Genomic DNA, 21,799 nt, shown 5'->3' with positions numbered 1-21,799 from the left:
TTATTAGGTTGCCCTAAGAATGTTAACGACGATTTTTACTATAAAAATCCAGTGCGTTTTTGTATAGAATTTTTTCTGCCAAATGTTCATCAAATAAATCGGTGATTAATTTTATGTCTGTATCCAGAAAAGGTCGTTGCGCCCGTGTAGAAGGTAAATCCGTGCCGAATAACAAGGTATCAGGATTAATTTTAACAATAGACTGCAAAGCTTTTTTAATATCAAAATCAACTCGTCCGAAACCCGATGCCTTAATTTTGATGCCATGTTCCGCCAGATGGAGTAAATTTGAAAATCCAGATTGTGACAATCCCAAATGATCAATACTAACCGCAGGTAATTCCAAAAGCAGATCGGTTAGCTCGTCTAGTTCATCGGAGTTGATATAAAGCTCGACATGCCAACCTGCTATTTCATAAAGGCGATGAGCGAAATATTTTAACTTGGTGATATGCTCAGAGCCACCACGCTTGAGATTAAAGCGAACAGCACGTACACCTTGATTATTTAATTGAATAATTTCGTTATCACTTACTGTGGCAGGTAATTGAGTGACCCCCACAAAATTTGGGCCTAAAATAGATAATGCAGCCAAGAGATAGCTCTGATCAAATGCCTGAAATGAACCAGAGACGACAGCTCCTCCGCAAATATTTAGAAGTGTTGTTCTTTGTAGATAGTCTTTAACAGTAAACTCAGGGGGAAGGTAAGATTGATTAGGGACTAAAGGAAAACGATAATCAATAATATGAAAATGGGCGTCAAACAGTTTAATCATTTTATATAAACTCATTTTTATTGATAAATATCCTTCAAAAGAAGATTATAATCAATAGTGTGAATTATTTTTTAATGACTCATAGGTGTTCATGGGTTGGAACGTCACTCAAAGCGAATGGTTTAATCATCAGTAGATGACTTTCTTCTTCACTAAATATGGTTTGTACAAATCCTGCTTTTTCATAACAACGTATTGCCCGAAAATTATTGCTCTCAGGATCAACCACAACAGCATGAAACCTGATAAGGAATTCATCGATAAATTGATGGATCATATTGACGCCCAAGCCTTTATTTCGTGCGAATTTTTCTGCAATAAAGAGGTCAATTCCTGCCAGATCATGCGGGTTATATTTTTGAAAAAGAGGATTCATATAGCTATGAATTCCTTCAGGCAAATCATTTTTCAGTAAATAATATTGAATGAAACCAACTGAAATGTTGTTTAAGTAGACAATAAAGCTTGGCACATGCTCTTTGCCAAGGATTCTGGGTTGGTACTTTGCTTTTATGTCCTTTAGCGACCATTTTTTATTTCTGGCATACCATTTATTGATGGTTGGTTCTTTGAACCAGTGATATAACAAAACAAGATCATTCTCTGCTAATGGTTTAAATTGAAAGAGTTTCATCGTATAACCTTTTTATAAGTTGACAGATTCAATACTTATTGCTATTTATTTGTAAGTTGTTAGTCGGTAATGAGGGCCGTTAGCTCAGTTGGTAGAGCAGGAGACTCTTAATCTCAGGGTCATAGGTTCGAATCCTATACGGCCCAATCAGTACTTCTAGCCTTAATCCCATGAATTAAAATATATTTTATTAATTAATACTATTATTATTTGGGTTGGATTATAGTAATGCGATTTTATCCTATATGATGTCAATTATGCCCCCAGAGTTATTACAGTATTTTCAAATATATCATGCTCAAATCGCTCCATTTATGCATCTTCAAATGAATGAATGGACCATAAGCAAACCACTGCAAGGTGTGAAAATACTTCATCATGTACCCCTTGTTCCCAATACCCTGTTAAAAATTACAGCTTTGATTGCTGCTGGTGCTGAGTTAACTGTTACCAATCCTTCCTCATTTTGTAATGCACATCCCGATGCTGTTACTTGTTTACGTCAATCAGGGATTCCATATGTTGAAAATTTTGAGATCTTAAGAGAGAAGGATTTTGATATCTATCTTGATTGCGGAGGGCAGCTTCATCAGAAACTCGGAAGACCTTTAAAAGGAACAGTCGAGTTGACTGGTTCAGGAGATCAATATTATCGGGATCTCAGAGATCTTGATTTTCCTGTTATTAGCATTGATCACACACGGACCAAGCAATTGGAGACAGTGTTTGGTTGTGCTGACAGTTCGCATGATGCGATTCAAAAGCTTACTGGTATCGATCCGGCAACTAAAAACTGGCTAATCTTTGGATTTGGTAAAATAGGGCGAGGGTTGGCCTATTTTTGTGTCGAACATCAAGTACAAGTTACTGTAGTTGATAGTTCATCTCATCAATGTGATTTGGCTGCCAAACTTGGTATTGAAGCCATTTTTCCAAATGATTTGGACAAGATAAAACAAGCAGTAGCTAATGCCGATATTATCTTAACTGCGACAGGCGGCAAGGATATTATGAGCAAATATCCAAGAGCATGGTTTGATGGCAAAATTTTGGGAAATTTAGGGCTTCATGATGAATTTGGTCCCAATTTTACTGAACATGACGTGTTGTATGGTAAAAAGCCTATTAATTTTTGTCTATATGATCCCACATCAATTATCTTTATAGACCCTGAGTTTTATCTGCATAATTTGGGTTGTTTATTGCTTTTAAAGAAAAACTGGTCTCAAGGTGTGCATGATATTCCTGAAGATATCGATTCTTCTATCATTACAGATTGGTGTCAATATCATCAGCGTTCAGAAAAAAATATTCAACGTTGGTTCCTGAGTCCACAAGATTTTTCACTTAAAACAAACGAACCTAAATAATCGAAAAAGGATATCGATCCCATCCCGATTTATTCATCCATGAAATTTGTTGTGGTTTTAAAGGCTACATATTATTTAATATGGCGTTTATACATTTTCAAAAAAGTTCCATCACTGGTGATACTCTTGATGGCTTGGTTAATTTTTGCCACAAATTTATTTTGTCCTTTCTTAGTCATCACTACATAGCCATTACCGACAGGTATTTTCTGATCAATCAATTTATAAGTATTCCCACCGTTAGCGTTCCAATATTCCGCTGCTTCATCATTAATAAAAGCAACATCTATTTCTTTTTGTTTTAATGCGATCAGCAGATCAAATAAAGACGGGTATTCTTGAACCTTAACTTTATTTTTAAATAATACAAGAGCAGCATTTTTAAAGGGGGTGCCTTTACGAGCTCCTATCTTTTTGGAAAAAATATCATCAATTCTATTGATGTTAGATTGTTGCAAAGTTAAAAACCTTCCGTGGCTTTTCAAGTAAGGGATACTAAAGAGAAATTGATTTTGCATCTCAGGCGTTATGATGATACCAGAAACAGCAAGATCTATCTTGCCATTTTTTAATTGAATAAATAAATCATTGTAGGTTGATATTACAAATGTGCATTTAGTATGAATTCGCTTACAAATTTCTTCCACTAATTCAATGTCAAAGCCAAATAAATTTTTTTGTTCATTTGCTGCAGAACTAAATGGCGGGAATGAAGATGTGGTGCCAATCTTTAGTGTCTGTGCGAATGAGTATGAGTTAAGAAGGATAACCAGAAGCAGTAAAAAGGATTTCATCTGTCAGTCCCTTAATTTAACGAGCAGCAAATATAGTATAGGCACTAACAGAAGAGATTTCATTAAAGTTATATTCAATTTGTAAAGTGACAATTTTTTTACTTATTGTTTCTAATTAATCCTTGAATTTGATTCTTTTCATCAAAAAATTTAACGAAAAAAGTTTTAGAAAGTTTAGGATTTTGTTCGTTAATTCGCGTAAATTCTGCGGTAAATCCGCATTTTTTATAAAACTCTGGAGCCTGGAAAGCGCTGGTACATAAATTGATATTATTAAATCCCTGCCCCTTAAAATGGTTTTCAAGGGCTTGAAGTAATCGTCTGCCATATCCTTTACCACGAGAGGCGCTATCCACCCAAATATCATCAATGTATATTTCTGCAAAAGCTGTAAATGCATTAATAACACCACAAGGTATTTCGTTCTCAGTTAATACAACTGAAAAACGCTTATAATTCACATCAATCCCATGATTTTGTTCAGAGGCTACAAGATCTTCTGTCATTCTTTTTTCCAGAGTCTCGGTGATGCTGTCAATAAAATCTATTTTAATAAGTTCTTTTTCAGTGGAAGGGATGGGAAGCACATGATCTTTTTGTGTATTAAAACTTAAAATAATTCGTTTGGTTTGGTGAATATCATAATTCACTATTTTTATCTGCTCTTTATAATGACCATTAGTATAGGTCATAACTGCTTGACGCCAAAATGATAAAGCCACATTGTTTTCTGGAATAACGGATATCTCCCATTGACCTGGATGAGTGTGCCATAACTCGTGTGTAACTGATTTACCAATGCCTTTACCCTGGAATTTAGCCAGAATGAAAAACTCTCCCATATTCCAATCAACAGGTTGAGTTCCAATTTTATTTAATAAAACAAAGCCAGCGAGTTCATTCTCAATCTTAACAAGAAAGGCTTTTCGTTCAGGATCAGTGAAATAAATTTTGAAATCATAACTTTCGTAAAGGCCATCATCCGGACAAGCCCATTCTCCTGAAATAAATCCACAATAACGTGACATATCATAAACATAAAAACGTGCCATATTTTGAATTGTTGGATAATCCTGAAGGGTTGCTTCAATCAATTTTGGCTCAAATAAGTTGTTATTGATCATGAATATCCTTACTGAAATTTAGGAACTAATCATCAATTATAGAATCTATTATTAAGATAATATGTTTAAAATTTGGTCGATGCTTCTTTCTTAGCTTTTTAACGCTAATTTTTAATAAAGAATTAAATCATCTTCTCAATAAATTCTATCTATTTATATGCTACCCTTAATGCAGGGCAGATGAAAATGGCAAGTAAAAACTAGAATATAATATATTGAGATAAAGCCGAGAGCTTGATAAGGATTGATCATGTTAATTTGGGCTTTTATTTTTTTAGCAATAGCAATTAGCTCTGGTGTGTATTGGTATAACAACTCAAAATCTACTTATACTTTAATAGCAAAAATTTTATTCTATCTTTTTCTGCTACTTTTTTTTATTTTACTATATACTGCCTTATTTAGTTCTCTTCCCCCGCCGCCGAAAGATGATACTTTGTTACCCGGATAAAACCCTATGTTATTGCAAAGTAGAGTGATTCTGAAAAATATTAGAATAATAATGCTAATAAGAGCAATAATATAGGCACTAATATGTATCCAATAGCAAACCACATCATTTCTAGCCTTGTGCGTACTTTCAGAATTTTTTGAGTCAAGAGCTTAGTTACAATGTGTACTGATCCGACACCTATACCCTTAATAAGAAAAAGAAAACCGGTTAAAGAGATCAATATTAAGGTAACTGAACCTGCAATAGCTCCTGGTCTACCACTGGCAAAGCCAGCAAAAAGTACATCAAAATACGTACTTATGTTAACAGCAATAATGTAAGGAATGGCTTGTCTAAGAGTTATAATTTTCTTTACTGCCAATGGTACGATAATTGTGACTAGAAGTGACGCACTGGGAATCATTAATGAAATCACTAAACCAAAACCGAAGATTTGCCAGTCGCTACTAAATTTGGTTTGGATTTTTTTCTGCGCGCGTTTTACTCCCCCATAGTAGTTTGCCATCAAGTCTCCAAACTGATTCATGGAAAGTAAAAATAAGAGGATACTGAATATAAAAATGAGAAGCAGAGGCCAATAATCTATGAACAAAATGAATTTAAGCGGAGTAGCCAGTATTCCAATGAGATCAGGTATATTTTTCAGATAATGAATTCTTTCAAACCAATCTTGTGATATTTTGCCGCTATAAGTGTAAAAATGTGTTGTCTTTTCCAGGATAAATACGATAACAATTAAATGTAAATTATAGATAATATTTGCAACAGCTAATTCAAAACCATAATATAATCTTTCATATCTCTTTCTTGGGGAGAGAACAGATGCTAACAACGGTGTAAAAGAATTACCGAATACCAAACCCAGCATGATATAAAATGCCTGTGTTAAGTCGAGTAAATGGGCGCCAAGAAATATACTGGTCATAATAGCAATGATTGAGGCCGATTGAACCAACTCCGCAGACAACCAACCTCCCGAGAAACCTGCTAAGGCATTATCAGAGGCTAGCAATATGGAACGTGCTTCTTGTTTGCCTAATGTTTGAGCTACAAATGTCATTAGAAAAATAGCGAAGAGGAAAATATAGATGATTAAAATTAATTGAAATAGTTGGAATTTCTTATTTTTTTTAAGCTTTTTGTATTTTTTTTGCCATTCTTTAGAAAAAAAAGGCAAATCGGATTGCTTCATAATTTTTCTGCGGATGATTAGTAGCCTAAATTAATTTTAGATCATGCTCTATATTTTTACTCTGCAAATAAAAAAATATTTATTAAACCTCAAGTCTTAGTTAGAGTAGACCGATAATATGTAACACAATTTTTTTCTGTGGTAAGTATTTTCAATTGGGATGTTTCCATTGCCCTTCGGCAATACCCTTGTAGACGACGTAAGTAGAGAGAATTAAAAGGATATGATACACATCATTATCATAGCGATATTCCAAAGGGATTTCATGCCCAGCAATATAATTTTCAATATGTCTTGTGGCTATCCATAGGATGTTTGATACAACAACCATGGCAAAGCCAATCCTGACTTTTGCCTGTGAATAATAAGTAGCAATCAAATATACAACCATCACGGGAAGAGCAATGTAAATATAATTTCCATCATGAGTTAGGAACAAGAAGGTAAAAAGGATGGATAAAAATACTACGATGACTCTGGAAATGTCAGGCATTTGCATTGCCTGGACAAGTAGATAATTAAGCATAATTACAAGCAAACTAATGGCAATCCAGGTGGGTGGTAAATGCAAATGAGAGGGGTAATAATGGACATAAACTCCTAAAACCTTGAGAACAAACAGATTCAAGAAAAAAAGTACAATCAAGAGTGAAAAAGTATGATCTTTTTTTAGGTAATGAATGATAGCACCTATTAAGTACAATAATAAAAAAAAGGCATGGGTAGCATTAGAGAGAGCATTTGTTATCGTTGCGTCCCATACCATGATCTTATCTCCTTATAAAACAAAATATAGGCAAATAAGTTAAAATTTTACATATTTATTTAAATTATCAATAGTAATTGTGGCTTATAGTAGGTTAAGAAGTGATATGAGGAACTTCAAAATTGTTGACTACTGGCATGACCTCAAATTGATGTAAGAAGAATAAAGGCTCAAAAGAGACTTTGTCGTCCCAGCGCCTGCGCGGGAAGGACCTATTCGCTTCATACATTAATCCAAGATCACCCTTTACTACAAGCTACGATATATCGATTACTCCAATTGTTTACGTTCGATTCAGGCAAAACACACGAAGGCGATGCTCATCGGGATCAACAGCGACAAAAGTATATCCAAAATCCATTTGTGTTGGGGATTGAATAATAGAAATTTCTTTATTAGACCATTGATTGTGCATCTCATCGACCATTTCATTACTGTTGACCTGGAAGGACAGCTCCATACCTCCTCCTGTTCGTGTAACTTGAGGCTCAATAGTCTCTTTTGCCCATAGCCCAAGACGAAGTCCTGTTTTTAAAACAAACATAACGAATGTTGGTGAAGATTCGATTGGTTGAGTTTCTAATATATTCCTATAAAACCTCTCACTTTTTACTGGGTTATCCACATAAAATAAAACCAAATTAGGATCACTGAACATTTTTATTTTCCTTATTATTTATTAATCATTGCTAGTATAAGGAACGATCATGACAGATTTTGTCAGTAGCGTCTTAGGTGTTTACACTTGACTTCTCTGAGAATAAAAATCACTAATTACAATTTTGGTGATATCATGGAAACAAAATTTGGTTTGTATTAGTCCAAATATTTTAATGAGTTTATTTTATGAACAGTCGAATGGAAACGTTCCATCAAATCGAACGGCATTTTTTTTCACTGATTAGTACTGATCTTTTGTTGCTGCAGACCCTGAATGCTTGTATTAGTGAAGTGCCAGTTTCTACCTTAAATCCTGCGTTTTATTTGGGTGAATACCATTTGCTTGAGGCAGATATTTGTAAATGCAAACGCTTTTATAAGGGCTATTCAACCCCATGGACACTGGTGGTACCTGAATATTTGTCTAACTCACAAATAATTAATTTACTCACTCGATCAGGATTTCATTATATTGATCAAGGAGTTGCTATGTATTTGGCAGTTCGCGATCTTGAAATTCCTGAATTGGAATCTGATTTATTAGTGAGGCGTATGGATAAAGATATAAGAACCTGGATCTTACCGTCTATTCCAGCATTTGATTCCACTGAAGAAATTGCAGCAATCTACAGATTAAGACACCAAGAAGCTATCCAGAAATCTTCAGAGATTTATCATTTTTCTGGTTTTATTCAAGATGAAATCGTGAGTTCATTAACTCTGACCATCGAGGGAGAGGGGGCACGAATTGATGATGTTGCTACTTTTCCAAACTATCAGAACAAAGGGTATGCAACTCAATTGATTTTATCAACACTACAGGTTTTAAAAGAATCAAATATTCCCTGGTGTTTTTTAGAGGCATCCAATGTTGGTTTAAATATTTATAAAAAGATTGGTTTTCATGAGCTGTTTAAAAATCATTATTATGAAGAGCATGATCAATATGACCAAAACTGAGAGACTCTTTAATCTGCTGCAAATTTTTCGACGCCATCGTTATCCTCTTAGCGGAAAATTTCTTGCTGATGAACTTAATGTGAGTATCCGAACTATCTACCGGGATATTGCTATTTTACAGGCTCAAGGTGCTGACATCGAGGGCGAACCAGGATTAGGTTATGTTTTAAAGCCGGGTTTTATGTTGCCGCCTTTAATGTTTAATGAAGAGGAAATTGAGGCCCTTGTTTTGGGTTCTAGATGGGTCATTAAAAAAACGGATACTCATTTACAAAAAGCAGCACATAATGCCTTGGCAAAAATTGCTTCTGTACTTCCTCCAGATTTGCGTCAACAACTTGAATTATCCAGCTTATTAATAGGACCCGGTGACATCATCTCAGGAGAAGATGAAACTTTGGCCTTAATCAGAAAGGCAATACGGCGAGAACTAAAATTGTATATTCGATACCATGACTTAAAAAACAATGATTCCGAGCGTACGGTTTGGCCAATCGGTCTTGGGTATTTTGATCAAGTACGTATTTTGATTGCTTGGTGTGAGTTAAAAAAAGATTTTCGGCATTTCAGAACGGATAGAATTATAGAAGTTCAAAATTTAGAGGTTTGTTACGCGAAACGACGCTCAGTGCTGCTTAAAGATTGGAGACAGCAAAATAATATTCCGGGATGAGTGCCGCTTAGGTATTCATGGCGGTAATCCGGGAGGTAAACGTCATTCCTTCCCCAGGTTATCACTTCGCATAATCTGGATAGTATGTTGAATTGTCAATACTCCCAAATGAGGGAAGACACCTTAATTAAATAAGTTTACATCAAATTTTGAATGGCAATGGCTGCAACACCTACAGCAATAGCCCCTACTGTTTCTCGGCTTGGCAGATGTTCCTTAAAGAAGCCATAATAATAATTTAAATTTGAAGAGAAATCACTGTCATTGGTTTCGGGTTTGACCTCTGTTAATATTGGAGTAACGGATGGTTCTTTTTGTTTTACATAAATGTCTTTTTGCTGTTTTTCTTGCTGTTTTAGTTCCAGTTTTCTTTCCAACAGTTTTAATTGATATTCACTTATTTGCTTTTGGTTCTTATCATATTCAATATCGGTTTTTTCCAGTTGTTTTTTTAATTCAACGCAATAAGTCTCTACGGAATAATATGGAGAAAATTCTTGATTAAGATCATTTTCCGCTTTTATGACTTGCTCGTGAGCAGTTTTTAAATTTGTTATAAGTGAATCACGAGAAAACCATGACATTATCCAGTAAAAGAATTTTGTAAAAAACCATTTATTATTCCATTGATTGTTTAACTCAAAGTAATTCCGTGAATTTTTATGAAACTCTGTAAGCTTTTTTGAAATTGAATCCATTTTTGCAATGAATTGATTTCTTTTATTTCTTAACTCTTCGAGAGATTTTTCCAGTTTTGTTAATTCATCGAATAGATTGGATTCCTTTGAATCATTGAGTGGTTTCAATTCTTTGGCTTCATTATCTATCGTTTTATTGGAACCAAAAGTTTTAAACAATCTTGTAGTATAATCTTTGGCTGATTCGGCATTTTTCTTTATGAAATCGGATTCATTAAAGTCAATGTTTTGACTTTCACAGTATGTTTTAATTTCACTAAGCATTGCGTTTGATTGAACCCGAGTCGAAATTTTCTTTTCATTGACACCAGCAATTACTCTTGTTTTAAGAGGCCAAATAATTGATCCTTTGTATTCAACGCTCTCATAATTCATAAGATGTTGGTAGTAAACGATCGCAAAAATCAGAGTGTCGGTATCGGTGATTTTCGGTAAGAAAAAATCATATTTTCTTTCGGGAGAGATAAAGGATACCTGATGATCAAACAGTTTGGCTTTTTCATGCAATTTACCGGCTACCTGTAGGATTTGAGTAATCCCTAGACGCTCTATTGTAAGCCCAATTTCGATCATATGATTCGCAATGGTAATTTGATTAGAGCATTCCTTGTTTTGTATGGATGGTTGGATGTGATCAACGCAATCTTTAAACTGTTGCCAATAAGTCGTTATTGAAATCATATAAATCATTATTTAAATCAAAAGAGTCATAAATTTACACCGGTCTTCCAAAAAAAGCTATTCTTTTGAAATAAGAAGCAAGCATAGAAATTTTAGAGATAGAGAAAGCCAGGACTTACGAAAAATTCCAATCTCTTCGTTAAAAAAGTTTTTAATTCGGTTATTTAGTTTGTCTAAACTCCCTCATTAAAAACCCTTTTTGCCTCAACCTTGGAGTTTTTCGTAAGTCTTGAAAGTGAAAAAGAGTCGTTCCTTGATGATGATCACTATTTAAAATTGTTTACCAAAGGTAATACCAAAAACCAACTCTTTCTCTCCATTTTCTATAAAATCAAGATCAAGGCCGGGAGCAATTTCAATATCAGGTGGAAAATGGATAATATAGCCAGCAGCTAATCTACCAAGCATTCGGTTGGGTTCATTTTTTTCATATTTTATTCCAGGGCCAACGCCAAACGTCAGGTTTTTAAAAATATTAAGTGTTCCAAGACCAATGAATTCGGTTTCATTATTATGTTCTATATTGTTGGGTGTGTTTTCAACAATAGCACTAAAACCAAAGGGCATGTAAATTATTCTGTGATACTCAAGCCCGTAAGTAAAAGAGGTGTTGTTTTGAGTATGATTGCCACCAACAAAAACACCAATGAGATTCTTATTTTTTTCTCTCACATGTGATTGAATTGTGAGGGCAGGAGAGGCTTTCACTAAGGGAATTAAGTAGATATATCCAATCACTAAAATAATGGCCAATAGTTTTTTTTTGCTTATCAAAATAAATTTTCACAAATGCATAAATGAGATCTATATTAAATCGTAAATTCACTGAAATTTAAAGACTGGTAGATTGCGACGCAATATTTGTAAATTTTCACAAAAAACTCTATATTCTTTTTCTTTTTCTTAATTGCATATGATCAATTAAACTGATGATTATTCATAATAAATCAGGATGTAATTTATAAGGAGATAAGTATGTATATTTCGAGATGCATTTCTTATGGTGCTATCGCGGGAATTATAGCTGGGATTGTATTTACATTTTTTCTGGTTATGGGTGGGATGCTTGAAACATTAGGTGGCCTGATTAATATGCGAACTAAAGAAGGCGGTCTTTTAGTACATGCCTTAATGAGTATTGGAAGTGGTATTGTTTTCGCTCTGGTTCTGGATTGGCTGATTCATTCCTGGTTTTCAGCAATTCTTCTTGGATTACTATTCGGACTGGCAATGTGGATAGGTGGTCCAATGACTTTCTTACCTTATTTTTCGTCTGGCGAACCTTTATTTACTAAATGGACTATTGAAGGGTTCAAACAAAATTTACCCCCATTAGTTGGTCATCTTGTATATGGATTTATATTAGGTGTTGTCTATTTCGCTTTTAAACGAAAGGCTAAAGGATTTTAATCCTTGATTCAGTTCAAATGTAGGAATTTTGAATCAAAATGTATGGCAATATTAGAAGTTTTTGGAAATGAGTAAGTTATATAATCTCGCAAAGCTTTATTTCGTAGCATTCATAGGCATATTAGCAGCATTGTTACCATACAGTCTTTTGGCTAACGAAAATTATCAAACAAACGTTGATTATATTATTGATACCGATATTGGTGGTGATATTGACGATGTTCTTGCATTATTAGTTGCTATACACAGTAATCATAAACCTCTTGCTGTTACAACAACGCATATTGAGCCTAAAGTAAAAGCAAAAATTGCTAAATTGATATTGACAGTAAATGGTTATCCAGATATTCCGGTTTATGCAGGGATTGGCGTTACCCGAGAAGTTTCTGAGAATGATTTTTTGAAGTTAAATCCCTTGTGGCCTCCAAATTTTGGCTACCCAAATCCTGTCGAGGGACATAAAAAATGGTATGAAAAACAGGCTCTGGCCTATCAAGATGCTTACGGCATTCAATTTGAAAATTTAGCAATCGAAAAGGAGTCAGCCCCTGATTTTATTGCTAAAATTGCTAAAAATTATTCACCACAATTTCCTTTGATTATAGTGGCATTAGGGCCCTTACATAACATTGATTTTGCTTTAGCAAAGGATGATACGATTAAAAATAATATCCTTATTTACACTATGGGCGGCGACTATCCAAAAGGATACAACTGGTTAATTTCTCCGGAAACTACTGCCAGAGTTCTTGACAAGATAAGAACAATTTGTATTTCAAGTGAGTTGATTGATAACTACGACCTTAAAATTACACCTGGAGAATTTAATACAATTGAAAAGACAACTCATACTCTTTTAGGAAAAACAATAATTGCCGACTGGAAAAATTGGCTGAGAATAGACCAAAAAAATCCAAGAGCGACCCAGCTTGGTGATCCCGTGACGATGTATCTGGCATTACATCCTGAACAAATTGACTCAGTCATATCTCAAAAAGTTCAGTTTCCCTGTTTGGATAAGGAAGGCCATTTGCAATCCGAATTTTCCGGGTGTTGGTATTCGATGCCGGGTTTGGATAATAAAATTATTGTTATAAACGAAAATGAAGAAAGCCCAGTGTATTTCGTCAAAAGTGTGCAATCTGCGCAATATCTAAAAGATGAAATTATAGCAGCAATTGTTAAAAATGAATGAACTAAACGATACAAGTCTGGTCAGCAAATTGAAATAACAAACCTGGCTGAACTCAAGTCTCCGAGTTTTAGTCCAAAATCAATTTCATTTGATCTTTTCTCACAAGTAAATCAGCAAAAATGGTCAAATATTGCCAATAAGTAAATAGTATTCTTTTTTCTTGTAAATTAAGTAAATAAATGGGAAGTAAAAAAGTGAAATATCAGAAGAAATTGGAAAAAGTAATTGATTTTATTGGAAAAAATCTCGATGAAGAGCTTTCACTTGAAAGCTTGAGTGAGGTTTTCTTTATATCAAAATTTCATTTTCATCGTTTATTTACCGCATTTACTGGATTGTCTTTGCAGCAATATATTAAATGGTTACGCTTAAAACGCGCCGCTCATCAGCTTATTGTCGATAAAGACCAGTCCATCATTAACATTGCAATCAATGCGGGTTTTGAATCACACGAAGCTTTTTCTCGTGCTTTTAAGAAAGCATGTGGATTTAGCCCAAGCCAGTATAGACAGGGTTATGGTTGGTCTCACTGGGAACAAGCACCATATTGTTTGCCCAAACAAGGTAACTTTGATATGAAAGTCGATATTAAAAATATTAATAAAATACGGTTAGCGGTAATAGAGCACAGGGGTGATCCCAGTCTGTTGGGAGAAAGCATTAATAGATTAGTGTCTTGGGCAAAAACTCAACCGGTTAATCTTAAACCAAAACCAGGAGAATCATTTTCTATTGCTTATGATGATCCCAAAACAACGCCAGCATCTGAGTTTCGCATAGATCTTGGCATAAAAGTTCCAGAAACCTTAAAACTGGATGGTGTTATTGAAAAATTCTTACCCTCAGGTCGTTATGCTGTTGCAACTCATAAAGGATCACGCGATAACATAGGTGATACGGTTTATTATCTTTATCGAGAGTGGTTACCTAATACAGAGGAACAATTAGGCGACTTGCCTTGTGTTTTCTGCTATTACAATTTTGAGCATGAAGTGGCCGAAACGGAACTTTTAACAGAATGCTGGCTTTTACTAAAATAATGTGAGTTCGATATAAAAGGCAAGGAAATGCCTTTTATCAAGGCTTATTTCCCAAAAGTTGCTTCACTCTTTGAAATTTCTCCTTGTACTTTTCGGAAGGTGAAATTTTTAATGATTTTAAGATGTCTTCGATAGTTTGAATAACTATTGAACATTCTTCTTGTGATTTTAATAAAAGGGGTAGTGTATTAAAGGCTAATTCGGGATCATGTTCTATTATGATTGTTTGTGTATGCACAATCTGTTTGAGCCTATTTTTATCCACATGCTTAAGTGCATCACATTCCCATAATTTCTGAATCACATTAGGGAAATTTTCAGCAATAATGTACCCTTGGCTTTTAACTGATAATAGCAATGTTCTTAATATGGCTTCAGGAATGCCACCCTCACTAATCTGAGCAATAATCGATTGAGTGATTTTTTCGTTATAATTTTTTTCTGTATAATGAACGATCATGTCTCTACTCGGATCAAAAGGCGCTAACAACTGAATATAGCCATAAATTGCATAAAACATTACCTCGACAAAATTATCACGAGATACGCCTAAGAAATCCCACAGTGTATTGATAAATTTTGAAAAATATAGTTGCTGCAACAAAAAAGGATTATGTTCAGAAACACCAATGCGATTTTGGCGAAAAATGGACGAGATCCATGATATGGGGTATAAGAATGGGTTCAGATCGCTCAACAAATATTGATTTTGTCTCAGGGGATGTAATTTGCGAAAGAATTCCGCTGTGTTTTCATTACTGAAATTGCGGATTATCGGACTCATAAACAGGTCATAGCTCATTGCATTGTATTCGGAGACCATGCGAACAAGATTGAAAATGGCAACACTATTTTTTTGTCTTTGACGAATATCAGCAATAGATCGCTCTTCGATATGAGCTCTATAATGAATAGGTGAATCAAGATCTCCTTTTATTTCATATAATTTCAATTCATATAGACCTGGAGCTAGATGCTCAATGTAATTTAATAAATCAATAATTTGGTTATGTTCCTTTTTGGCTACCTCACTTGAGACAAAAATTCCTAAATGCCCAATGCTTTCATGGATGAGATATACAATAACCTGTCCTTCTAATTTGATTTCCAGTGTGTTGGAATAAAGATCTGCAATCCAGTTTAAAGCTTGTTGTGGGGGAGTGATAGTATCACCTTCCGAACAGAAAATAATAACGGGTACACTAATATCACGTAAATCCAGGTTATTTCCAGATTCGCCTAAAGGGATTTTGCCATGAACCAGTTTATTACCAATAAACAAATTCTCGACTATTCCTCTCATTTCATTAACATTCAAGAGAGAGAAGCCACCCCACCATCGTTCAAAATTTAAAAAGCGGTCTTCCTCTTTATCAAAATTGGCGAAAAGATTGTAATATTTTTTCCAGTAAGTCACTTTCGGATTAGCCATCTCAAAGTTCATAACTAAATTGGCACCATCAAATTTACCGTTACCTAAATCACCGGCTAGCTGAGCAATCCAGCTTCCTCCTAAAATTCCTCCAATATAACGCATGGGATTTTTCCCATTTTCACCACCCCAATAAGAAAGGGGGGCACCATTGACTACAGCAACACCCGCAATCTCTGGATTGGCAGCCATGAGAGTTAAAATCGCCCATCCTCCCTGGCAATTACCTATCACGCAAGGTTTGGGGCTTTCGGGGTGGCGTAAGGTTATTTCATTTAAAAATTTTTCGTGGGCTGCTGTTACATCAACCAAAGTTTGGTTTGGTTCTGGTATAGGGAAAAAAATAACGACATAGACCGGATGCCCTGCTCTTAATGCAATTCCAACTTGTGATTCATCTTTAAACCCGCTAATTCCTGCACCATGACCAGCTCGTGGATCAACGATCACATAAGGTCTTTTCCTGGGATCAATCTGAGTTCCTTCAGGAGGAATGATTTCTACCAGGGCATAGTTTACTGGCCTCTCAAATTCTCTGCCATCCATGAGTACACTATAGGAAAAAATGAGGACTGGAGGCTGGCCTTCATCTTCATGCTTAAGATACTGATTACCACGTTTGCGCATGATATCCCAAAACAGAATACTTCGCTGCATAAAATCGACGCCGTATTCAGCAGCATCATTTAAGATTGTCGGATAAGGGTAAACTTGTTTCTGATTTAATTGCATTAAAGATTGGGTGACATTGTTTGCTTGTTCAAGGTTTTTATTAATACATTGGAACCAAAGAGAGGTCATGGATTGAGAGTATTCAAGAATCCCTTGCAGTTGCTCTTCAATTTTGAGTGCATCAACAACCATCTTATTTCTCCTTCACCTCTCAATGAGTAATACTTTAATTCTATACCATTAACAGATTTTGGTTAGGTAGACAGAAGGTTCTGTTTATAACAATTTTAACTGCTTTGCCATTTCAGTTAATTCAAGCCTGAAATCAGGGTGAGCAAGTCTAATCAAAGCGAAAGCTCGTTCAGTTGAAGATTTCCCTTTCAGAGTTTCTATCCCATACTCAGTGACGACATACTCTGTATCAATACGAAGATCAGTGATAATTCCATTGATCTTCGGCACGATTTTGCTGATTGTATTGTTTTTAGTTGTTGATTCAAAAGCCAGAATAGATTTCCCACCTTCGGATAAATAGGCGCCGCGGACAAAATCATTTTGACCCCCAGGGCCGCCAAATTGTCTTCCATGAATGGATTCGGCATTGACCTGACCAAATAAATCAATTTCGATTAAAGAATTAACTGATATAACATTGTCATTTTGAGCAATATTGGTCGGATTATTGATGTAGTCTACGGGGTAACTTTCCATGGAAGGATTATCATTCATAAATTCATACATTTCATGATTGCCAAAGGCAATAGTAAATGTATGTTTATAGCGGTTTAATACTTTTCGAGAACCGGTGACAACACCTTTTTTTATAAGATCGACCATTCCTGGTGAGAGAAGTTCCGAGTGAATTCCCAGATCATTATGATGACATAAATAATCACACACAGCATCCGGAACACCACCTACCCCCATTTGAATACAAGCACCATCAGGAATAAGTGTTATGATATGTTCTGCTATGATTTTGTCTTCTGGAAGTGGATTCCTTGGGATAAGTTCAATTAGTGGTACGGTATTTTCAACAATGGCATCCACTTCTGAAACATGTAAAAGCGAACCACCAAACACTCGTGGAGCATTTTCATTGACTTCAACAATAAGTTTCTTTGCAGTACGTGCTGCGGTTGAACTGTAATCATTATTGGTACCGAAGGTAAAATAACCTGCTTTATCCATAGGACTAACAGTTACAACAAATACATCCAGATCTATCCATTCCCTAAAGTATCGAGGCACATGGCTAAAAGAGGAGGGAATATAAAAAATAACTTTCCGATTATCGGCATCGCCCTGTTTTATTAACGCACGTTCTTTTTCACCTAAAAACATGGGGTGGGGTTTGATAATGTCCATTAATTCGTAATTTAACAAGTATTCATTGGCTGGTTTTTCAGCATGCAAGTAATAGACTTTAATTTCTTTAAGGTCTCTGTTTTTGGCTCTCTCTCCGATGGCTTTCAGAAGAGCTGGAGGTTGTGAAACAGCCATGCCAAAAGAAATACTGGCTTTTTTAGGGATCAGTTTAACCGCATCCGTAGGGGTAGTTAATTTCTGCTGATACTCATTTTCATACATATTAATACCCTGCTTTTTCATAGGGACCCAGGCCTTTTTTATAAATGAGAAAAAAACGCTCATAACGACATACCAAATTCCTATGTTGGTTATGAGCTTGTGACTCTACATGCATAATGCCCTGTGTTGGTCTGGAGCGAGATTCCCTTTTGTCCAGGATAGTGGATGTCGCATAAATGGTATCACCAGCAAAAACCTCTTCGAGGATTTGAATATTATTCCATCCCAGATTAGCCACAACTCGATCAAAAGTACGGGTAGTTAAGGCAGTTATTGTACCGAGTAAAAAAGGTTCTGTTACAAGTAATTTTCCTTCAAGATATTCATCAGTATAATGACAATTGGAATATTGTGGGCTGAGTTCAATGGAACGAAGAGCATGGATAGCACTTTCTGTAGTCGTAAATGTTTTACCAGGTCGATGAATATAAGTTTCATTAGGCTCCAAATCTTCGAAATATATTCCTGTTTTTTCCCGGAATACTCCTGGAGCTATTTCTTGATGGGAAGAAAATTTGTCATGTTCTACACCGGTACGATTTAATTTCTCCTTTATTTCAATAGGATGTTTTCCTGTTTTATATAAGATGAGCTGGTACTTGATTTGGGCTACTGTTTCACCATTTTGATTGATGCCTTTTGTGGTGACGTTAATTTTTCCAGTTTCATTGTCATGGTCTTCTTTGCCAGTGATTTCAGATTCAGCATAGAGCGTATCACCGCCAAATACTGGATGAGTCATGGCAATGTCTTCAAAAACAGGTATTCTTTTTTTGCGGGCGAATGTTTTCGATGTCATTCCTATGACTTTTTGCAATGTCATGGTGCTTACACCGAGACATTGCTTCCATTCAGTTTTTGAAGCATACAAGGCGTCATAATGTAATTGGGCATTGTTAATAGTGTCGAGTGCTTCTTCACAATTATCTTGTTGGGAGATAGTTAGTCCAGGACGGTGCTGAAATTTTTGGCCTACTTCAAATTGTTCAAAATCCAAACCGAAGTGTTCCTGGTATGTGTTTGTACCTATTTTCACATAGCTCCGAAAATCGACCACAATTAGTTCTCCAGTTTTGCCAAATTTAAGGTACGCTTTGCGCTTTTATAGACAGGTACATCTATCATTTTTCCATCAACTTCAATCGCATTACCATGGGCATGCTCGTAGGCCGTTACAATTCGTTGAGCTTTGTTTATTTCTTCAGGAGTAGGGGATAAAGTATGGTTAATAGGATTAATATGTTTGGGATGGATTGATAATTTGCAGGTATAGCCCATTTCTTTTATACGCTTTGTTTCTTCAATGATTCCACTATCATCTGGGTCATTAAGATGCAAATAGGGTACATCAATTGCAGTAATACCTGCGAATGCAGCTGCTTGTACAATAATAGACCTTGGAACCAACATGGGTTCCCAATTCATGTAGGCTCCTAAATCGGCTGCCATATCAGCTCCGCCAAAAATAATTCCAGTAACATTGGAACTTTGAGCGATCTGATAGACATTTTTTAAGCCCTTTGCTGTTTCAATTAGAGGAATAATTGGGACTTTGTCGGGCGATAGAATTTCGTTGATGATTTCAATTTCTTCACCACCTTCAGATTTTGGTAAAATCAAAACATCTGGACGTACTTCAGCCTCAATTAATGCACATAGATCTTTTAAACCGGCTCTCGTTTTAATGGAATTGATACGAAGTGCATGAATGAAGGTACTTTGTTTATCTTTTTTAAGATTTTTTAAGTAGTTGACAACAATTCCTCTGGCACTGTCTTTGTCTTTTAGAGCAACGGCATCTTCAAGGTCAATGATGAGGCCATCAGCTCCTGTTTCTTTAGCTTTGTTAAAACGCTCTGGTTTGTTGGCTGGTGTGAATAACAGGCATCGTGCATCAATCATTTGAGTCCATTTATTTATGACTTTTAAATCATTATAGACAGGTATTGTCAAAACAGTAAATTGATATAAGCCTATTTCACCAGGATAACTGTTTTTTTGTCTAAATTTGCTTATTAAATATATCTTTTCTTCTCAGTATGAGTTGATGATCATTTAGCCGTTGACGCAAATTAGAGGATCTGCAATAGTGTCATAGGATTGTATTAATCGAGTCAGTTTAAGTCAATTTGTAGCTCTCGGTTGATCAATCTCCAGATTTTGCTTGGTTATCCATGCAGATGTTTTTAAATCTTCTGAAGGATGAAAGAATGAGATATGCAGTTACCTATTGTGCAATGGATCAGGAATTTAGTGGCAATCCTTTTTGGCACAGTTGTCTTTTATTATCTCAGTGGGATGATAATGGAAAGATTGAGGTCGTTGATAATTGGGGTTTTTATGGAGTTCCATCTACCGTTCGTAATACATGGTTAAGTAAACTGAAAATCAAATTGGGTTTGGATGTTGATTTACAGGGTAATCACGGCATGCTACGACATGAAGAACTACGTTATCTGGATGTTGGATATGGTTTGCATGGGGTAACTTTTGAGTTATCCAAGGAAAATTTTGATTTATTGCAGTTGAAATGCAAAAACATGCTTGAAGAACAAAAACAAGCGGTTAAAGAAGTGGTTGAATCACAAGAAATTACTGGCAAACAAAAATATCGTATTTATGAGCATGAAGACTATTCTCCATTGATATTTGCTTTGGAAAAAATCAAAGCAAAACAAAAAGGTCGTCAGCCAAGGCTAAAGCCATTCGAGTTAAATTTGTCTTTTACCATGTGGGGCCCCGCTTTAAATCAATCTTATACTTGTAAATCGCAAATGATTGATTTGCTGACTGGTATATTATCTCAAGAACAAATTGATCGAATTACTGAAAATGGCAAGCATCCGACTGTTCCAAGGTATAGTGGGAGGTTAGAACGAATTTATTTGCATAGTAGCGGCCCACTACGTGAGCATACAAAATCTTCCGGCGACGTTGTCCATTATCGGGATTTGCACGATGAGGGAGTTAAATTACATTGGACTCTACCTCCTCAGGAAATTGAAGCGCTATCGGGCGATACAATTAAATTACTGGAAATCAGTGAAGAATATTGTGATGAGGTAAAAAAGGCGATAGGCATGCTGCAAAAATTGGAATGGTTATTTATTGATGCTAAATTGCCTGAAAAATATAAATCTTATCAAGAAGATTTAATTGATCGTATTAGGCAATGTTACGGAACTTTTGCTTTGCTAGAGCCCAAAAAAGCCCAATCAACTATTACAGGCTGGATGGGATTTGCTTTTTCATTACTCTCATTACCAAGAGATATTGATGAAAAAAATCTTTTACAAAAATTAAAAAATGCTAAATATCTTATAAATTGTCTTTATATGGCCACTGTTGATAATTGGAAAATTTATGATGACTTGCCATCGGAAACTAAAACGGATACTACTGACTATAATTCTCTTGAAGCTTTAGCTTCTTATTTATGTGAGAATGATAAAAAGAAACTTTGCAATATTATTGGTCGAAGTTATTTAGAACCCTTATCTGATGAGGAATCGGATGATATTGAAGAAATAGAGTCGATGGATTCAGAATTCAGCAATGTTGTTGGTAGTCCCGGATAAAAATCAAGTATCAGCCAAGATAGATGCTGTCTTTAAGGATCGAATGTGGGTGATCACATCAGAGGACACCCACCTTTTTAATCAAAATGACGATTAGA

General features: G+C 35.4%; 21 protein-coding genes and 1 tRNA gene. 9 read left to right on the top strand and 13 right to left on the bottom strand.

Features of this window, described 5'->3' with window-relative positions; translation table 11 throughout:
• Positions 1 to 22: 22 nt before the first annotated feature.
• Positions 23 to 778: an amidohydrolase family protein gene (locus tag ACZ5EK_RS11065; protein ID WP_464429616.1), complete on the bottom strand. Its 756-nt coding sequence runs from the start codon at positions 776 to 778 to the stop codon at positions 23 to 25.
• A gap of 79 nt (positions 779 to 857) precedes the next feature.
• Positions 858 to 1,412, bottom strand: a complete 555-nt coding sequence (locus ACZ5EK_RS11060; protein WP_464429614.1) for a GNAT family N-acetyltransferase — start codon at positions 1,410 to 1,412, stop codon at positions 858 to 860.
• A 73-nt stretch (positions 1,413 to 1,485) separates the two neighbouring features.
• Between ACZ5EK_RS11060 and ACZ5EK_RS11055 the strand changes: the two genes are divergently transcribed.
• Together ACZ5EK_RS11055 and ACZ5EK_RS11050 are read left to right on the top strand one after the other, a co-directional pair.
• Positions 1,486 to 1,558: transfer RNA gene (locus ACZ5EK_RS11055), tRNA-Lys, on the top strand.
• A 111-nt stretch (positions 1,559 to 1,669) separates the two neighbouring features.
• The gene (locus ACZ5EK_RS11050; RefSeq protein WP_464429612.1) at positions 1,670 to 2,782 is read left to right on the top strand and encodes an NAD-binding protein; all 1,113 of its coding nucleotides are present in this window, start codon (positions 1,670 to 1,672) and stop codon (positions 2,780 to 2,782) included.
• A 71-nt stretch (positions 2,783 to 2,853) separates the two neighbouring features.
• On the opposite strand, the gene ACZ5EK_RS11045 is transcribed toward ACZ5EK_RS11050, so the two are convergent.
• Together ACZ5EK_RS11045 and ACZ5EK_RS11040 are read right to left on the bottom strand one after the other, a co-directional pair.
• Positions 2,854 to 3,576: a transporter substrate-binding domain-containing protein gene (locus tag ACZ5EK_RS11045; protein WP_464429611.1), complete on the bottom strand. Its 723-nt coding sequence runs from the start codon at positions 3,574 to 3,576 to the stop codon at positions 2,854 to 2,856.
• A gap of 98 nt (positions 3,577 to 3,674) precedes the next feature.
• Positions 3,675 to 4,700 carry a GNAT family N-acetyltransferase gene (locus ACZ5EK_RS11040; protein WP_464429610.1) on the bottom strand — a complete coding sequence of 342 codons (1,026 nt, stop codon included), beginning with the start codon at positions 4,698 to 4,700 and terminating at the stop codon, positions 3,675 to 3,677.
• A 250-nt stretch (positions 4,701 to 4,950) separates the two neighbouring features.
• Here ACZ5EK_RS11040 and ACZ5EK_RS11035 point away from each other — a divergent pair, with 250 nt between their 5' ends.
• Entirely contained in the window at positions 4,951 to 5,151 is a 201-nt protein-coding gene (locus ACZ5EK_RS11035) for a DUF1328 domain-containing protein (RefSeq protein WP_464424506.1), read from the top strand.
• 40 nt (positions 5,152 to 5,191) lie between these two features.
• Here ACZ5EK_RS11035 and ACZ5EK_RS11030 read toward each other — a convergent pair whose 3' ends face one another.
• The 3 genes from ACZ5EK_RS11030 to ACZ5EK_RS11020 form a co-directional block, all read right to left on the bottom strand.
• The gene (locus ACZ5EK_RS11030) at positions 5,192 to 6,346 is read right to left on the bottom strand and encodes a hypothetical protein (protein ID WP_464429609.1); all 1,155 of its coding nucleotides are present in this window, start codon (positions 6,344 to 6,346) and stop codon (positions 5,192 to 5,194) included.
• A 151-nt stretch (positions 6,347 to 6,497) separates the two neighbouring features.
• Entirely contained in the window at positions 6,498 to 7,112 is a 615-nt protein-coding gene (locus ACZ5EK_RS11025) for a hypothetical protein (protein WP_464429608.1), read from the bottom strand.
• Between the two features lie 283 nt (positions 7,113 to 7,395).
• A complete protein-coding gene (locus tag ACZ5EK_RS11020) occupies positions 7,396 to 7,770 on the bottom strand; it encodes a VOC family protein (protein ID WP_464429607.1) in 375 nt (124 codons plus the stop codon).
• Positions 7,771 to 7,958: 188 nt separating this feature from the next.
• On the opposite strand from ACZ5EK_RS11020, the gene ACZ5EK_RS11015 reads away from it, so the two are divergent.
• Both ACZ5EK_RS11015 and ACZ5EK_RS11010 read left to right on the top strand, forming a co-directional pair.
• Positions 7,959 to 8,732: a GNAT family N-acetyltransferase gene (locus tag ACZ5EK_RS11015; RefSeq protein ID WP_464429606.1), complete on the top strand. Its 774-nt coding sequence runs from the start codon at positions 7,959 to 7,961 to the stop codon at positions 8,730 to 8,732.
• The gene (locus ACZ5EK_RS11010; RefSeq protein ID WP_464429605.1) at positions 8,719 to 9,405 is read left to right on the top strand and encodes a helix-turn-helix transcriptional regulator; all 687 of its coding nucleotides are present in this window, start codon (positions 8,719 to 8,721) and stop codon (positions 9,403 to 9,405) included. The genes ACZ5EK_RS11015 and ACZ5EK_RS11010 overlap by 14 nt, the downstream gene beginning before the upstream one ends.
• Positions 9,406 to 9,542: 137 nt before the next feature.
• On the opposite strand, the gene ACZ5EK_RS11005 is transcribed toward ACZ5EK_RS11010, so the two are convergent.
• Positions 9,543 to 10,784 carry a Dot/Icm T4SS effector Lem19 gene (locus tag ACZ5EK_RS11005; protein ID WP_464429604.1) on the bottom strand — a complete coding sequence of 414 codons (1,242 nt, stop codon included), beginning with the start codon at positions 10,782 to 10,784 and terminating at the stop codon, positions 9,543 to 9,545.
• A 270-nt stretch (positions 10,785 to 11,054) separates the two neighbouring features.
• Positions 11,055 to 11,558 (bottom strand): hypothetical protein, encoded by a 504-nt coding sequence (locus ACZ5EK_RS11000; protein WP_464429603.1) that lies wholly within the window; start codon positions 11,556 to 11,558, stop codon positions 11,055 to 11,057.
• A 201-nt stretch (positions 11,559 to 11,759) separates the two neighbouring features.
• On the opposite strand from ACZ5EK_RS11000, the gene ACZ5EK_RS10995 reads away from it, so the two are divergent.
• From ACZ5EK_RS10995 to ACZ5EK_RS10985, 3 genes are all read left to right on the top strand, one after another.
• Positions 11,760 to 12,194 carry a hypothetical protein gene (locus ACZ5EK_RS10995; protein WP_464429602.1) on the top strand — a complete coding sequence of 145 codons (435 nt, stop codon included), beginning with the start codon at positions 11,760 to 11,762 and terminating at the stop codon, positions 12,192 to 12,194.
• A 67-nt stretch (positions 12,195 to 12,261) separates the two neighbouring features.
• Positions 12,262 to 13,389: a nucleoside hydrolase gene (locus tag ACZ5EK_RS10990; protein ID WP_464429601.1), complete on the top strand. Its 1,128-nt coding sequence runs from the start codon at positions 12,262 to 12,264 to the stop codon at positions 13,387 to 13,389.
• Positions 13,390 to 13,583: 194 nt separating this feature from the next.
• Positions 13,584 to 14,429, top strand: coding sequence for an AraC family transcriptional regulator (locus ACZ5EK_RS10985; protein WP_464432492.1), 846 nt, complete (start codon positions 13,584 to 13,586; stop codon positions 14,427 to 14,429).
• 37 nt (positions 14,430 to 14,466) lie between these two features.
• On the opposite strand, the gene ACZ5EK_RS10980 is transcribed toward ACZ5EK_RS10985, so the two are convergent.
• The 4 genes from ACZ5EK_RS10980 to ACZ5EK_RS10965 form a co-directional block, all read right to left on the bottom strand.
• A complete protein-coding gene (locus tag ACZ5EK_RS10980) occupies positions 14,467 to 16,725 on the bottom strand; it encodes a DUF3141 domain-containing protein (RefSeq protein ID WP_464429600.1) in 2,259 nt (752 codons plus the stop codon).
• Between the two features lie 84 nt (positions 16,726 to 16,809).
• Positions 16,810 to 18,144 carry an acetyl-CoA hydrolase/transferase family protein gene (locus tag ACZ5EK_RS10975; protein WP_464429598.1) on the bottom strand — a complete coding sequence of 445 codons (1,335 nt, stop codon included), beginning with the start codon at positions 18,142 to 18,144 and terminating at the stop codon, positions 16,810 to 16,812.
• The gene (locus tag ACZ5EK_RS10970; protein ID WP_464429596.1) at positions 18,125 to 19,180 is read right to left on the bottom strand and encodes a MaoC/PaaZ C-terminal domain-containing protein; all 1,056 of its coding nucleotides are present in this window, start codon (positions 19,178 to 19,180) and stop codon (positions 18,125 to 18,127) included. Before ACZ5EK_RS10970 ends, ACZ5EK_RS10975 begins: the two co-directional genes overlap by 20 nt.
• Positions 19,181 to 19,182: 2 nt before the next feature.
• Positions 19,183 to 20,025: an HpcH/HpaI aldolase/citrate lyase family protein gene (locus ACZ5EK_RS10965; RefSeq protein WP_464429595.1), complete on the bottom strand. Its 843-nt coding sequence runs from the start codon at positions 20,023 to 20,025 to the stop codon at positions 19,183 to 19,185.
• A 272-nt stretch (positions 20,026 to 20,297) separates the two neighbouring features.
• Between ACZ5EK_RS10965 and ACZ5EK_RS10960 the strand changes: the two genes are divergently transcribed.
• Entirely contained in the window at positions 20,298 to 21,701 is a 1,404-nt protein-coding gene (locus tag ACZ5EK_RS10960) for a hypothetical protein (RefSeq protein WP_464429594.1), read from the top strand.
• Positions 21,702 to 21,799: the final 98 nt, after the last annotated feature.

This window comes from Legionella sp. JM-2024 (genome assembly GCF_055389095.1).
This window is presented reverse-complemented; position numbering and strand designations above follow the sequence as displayed.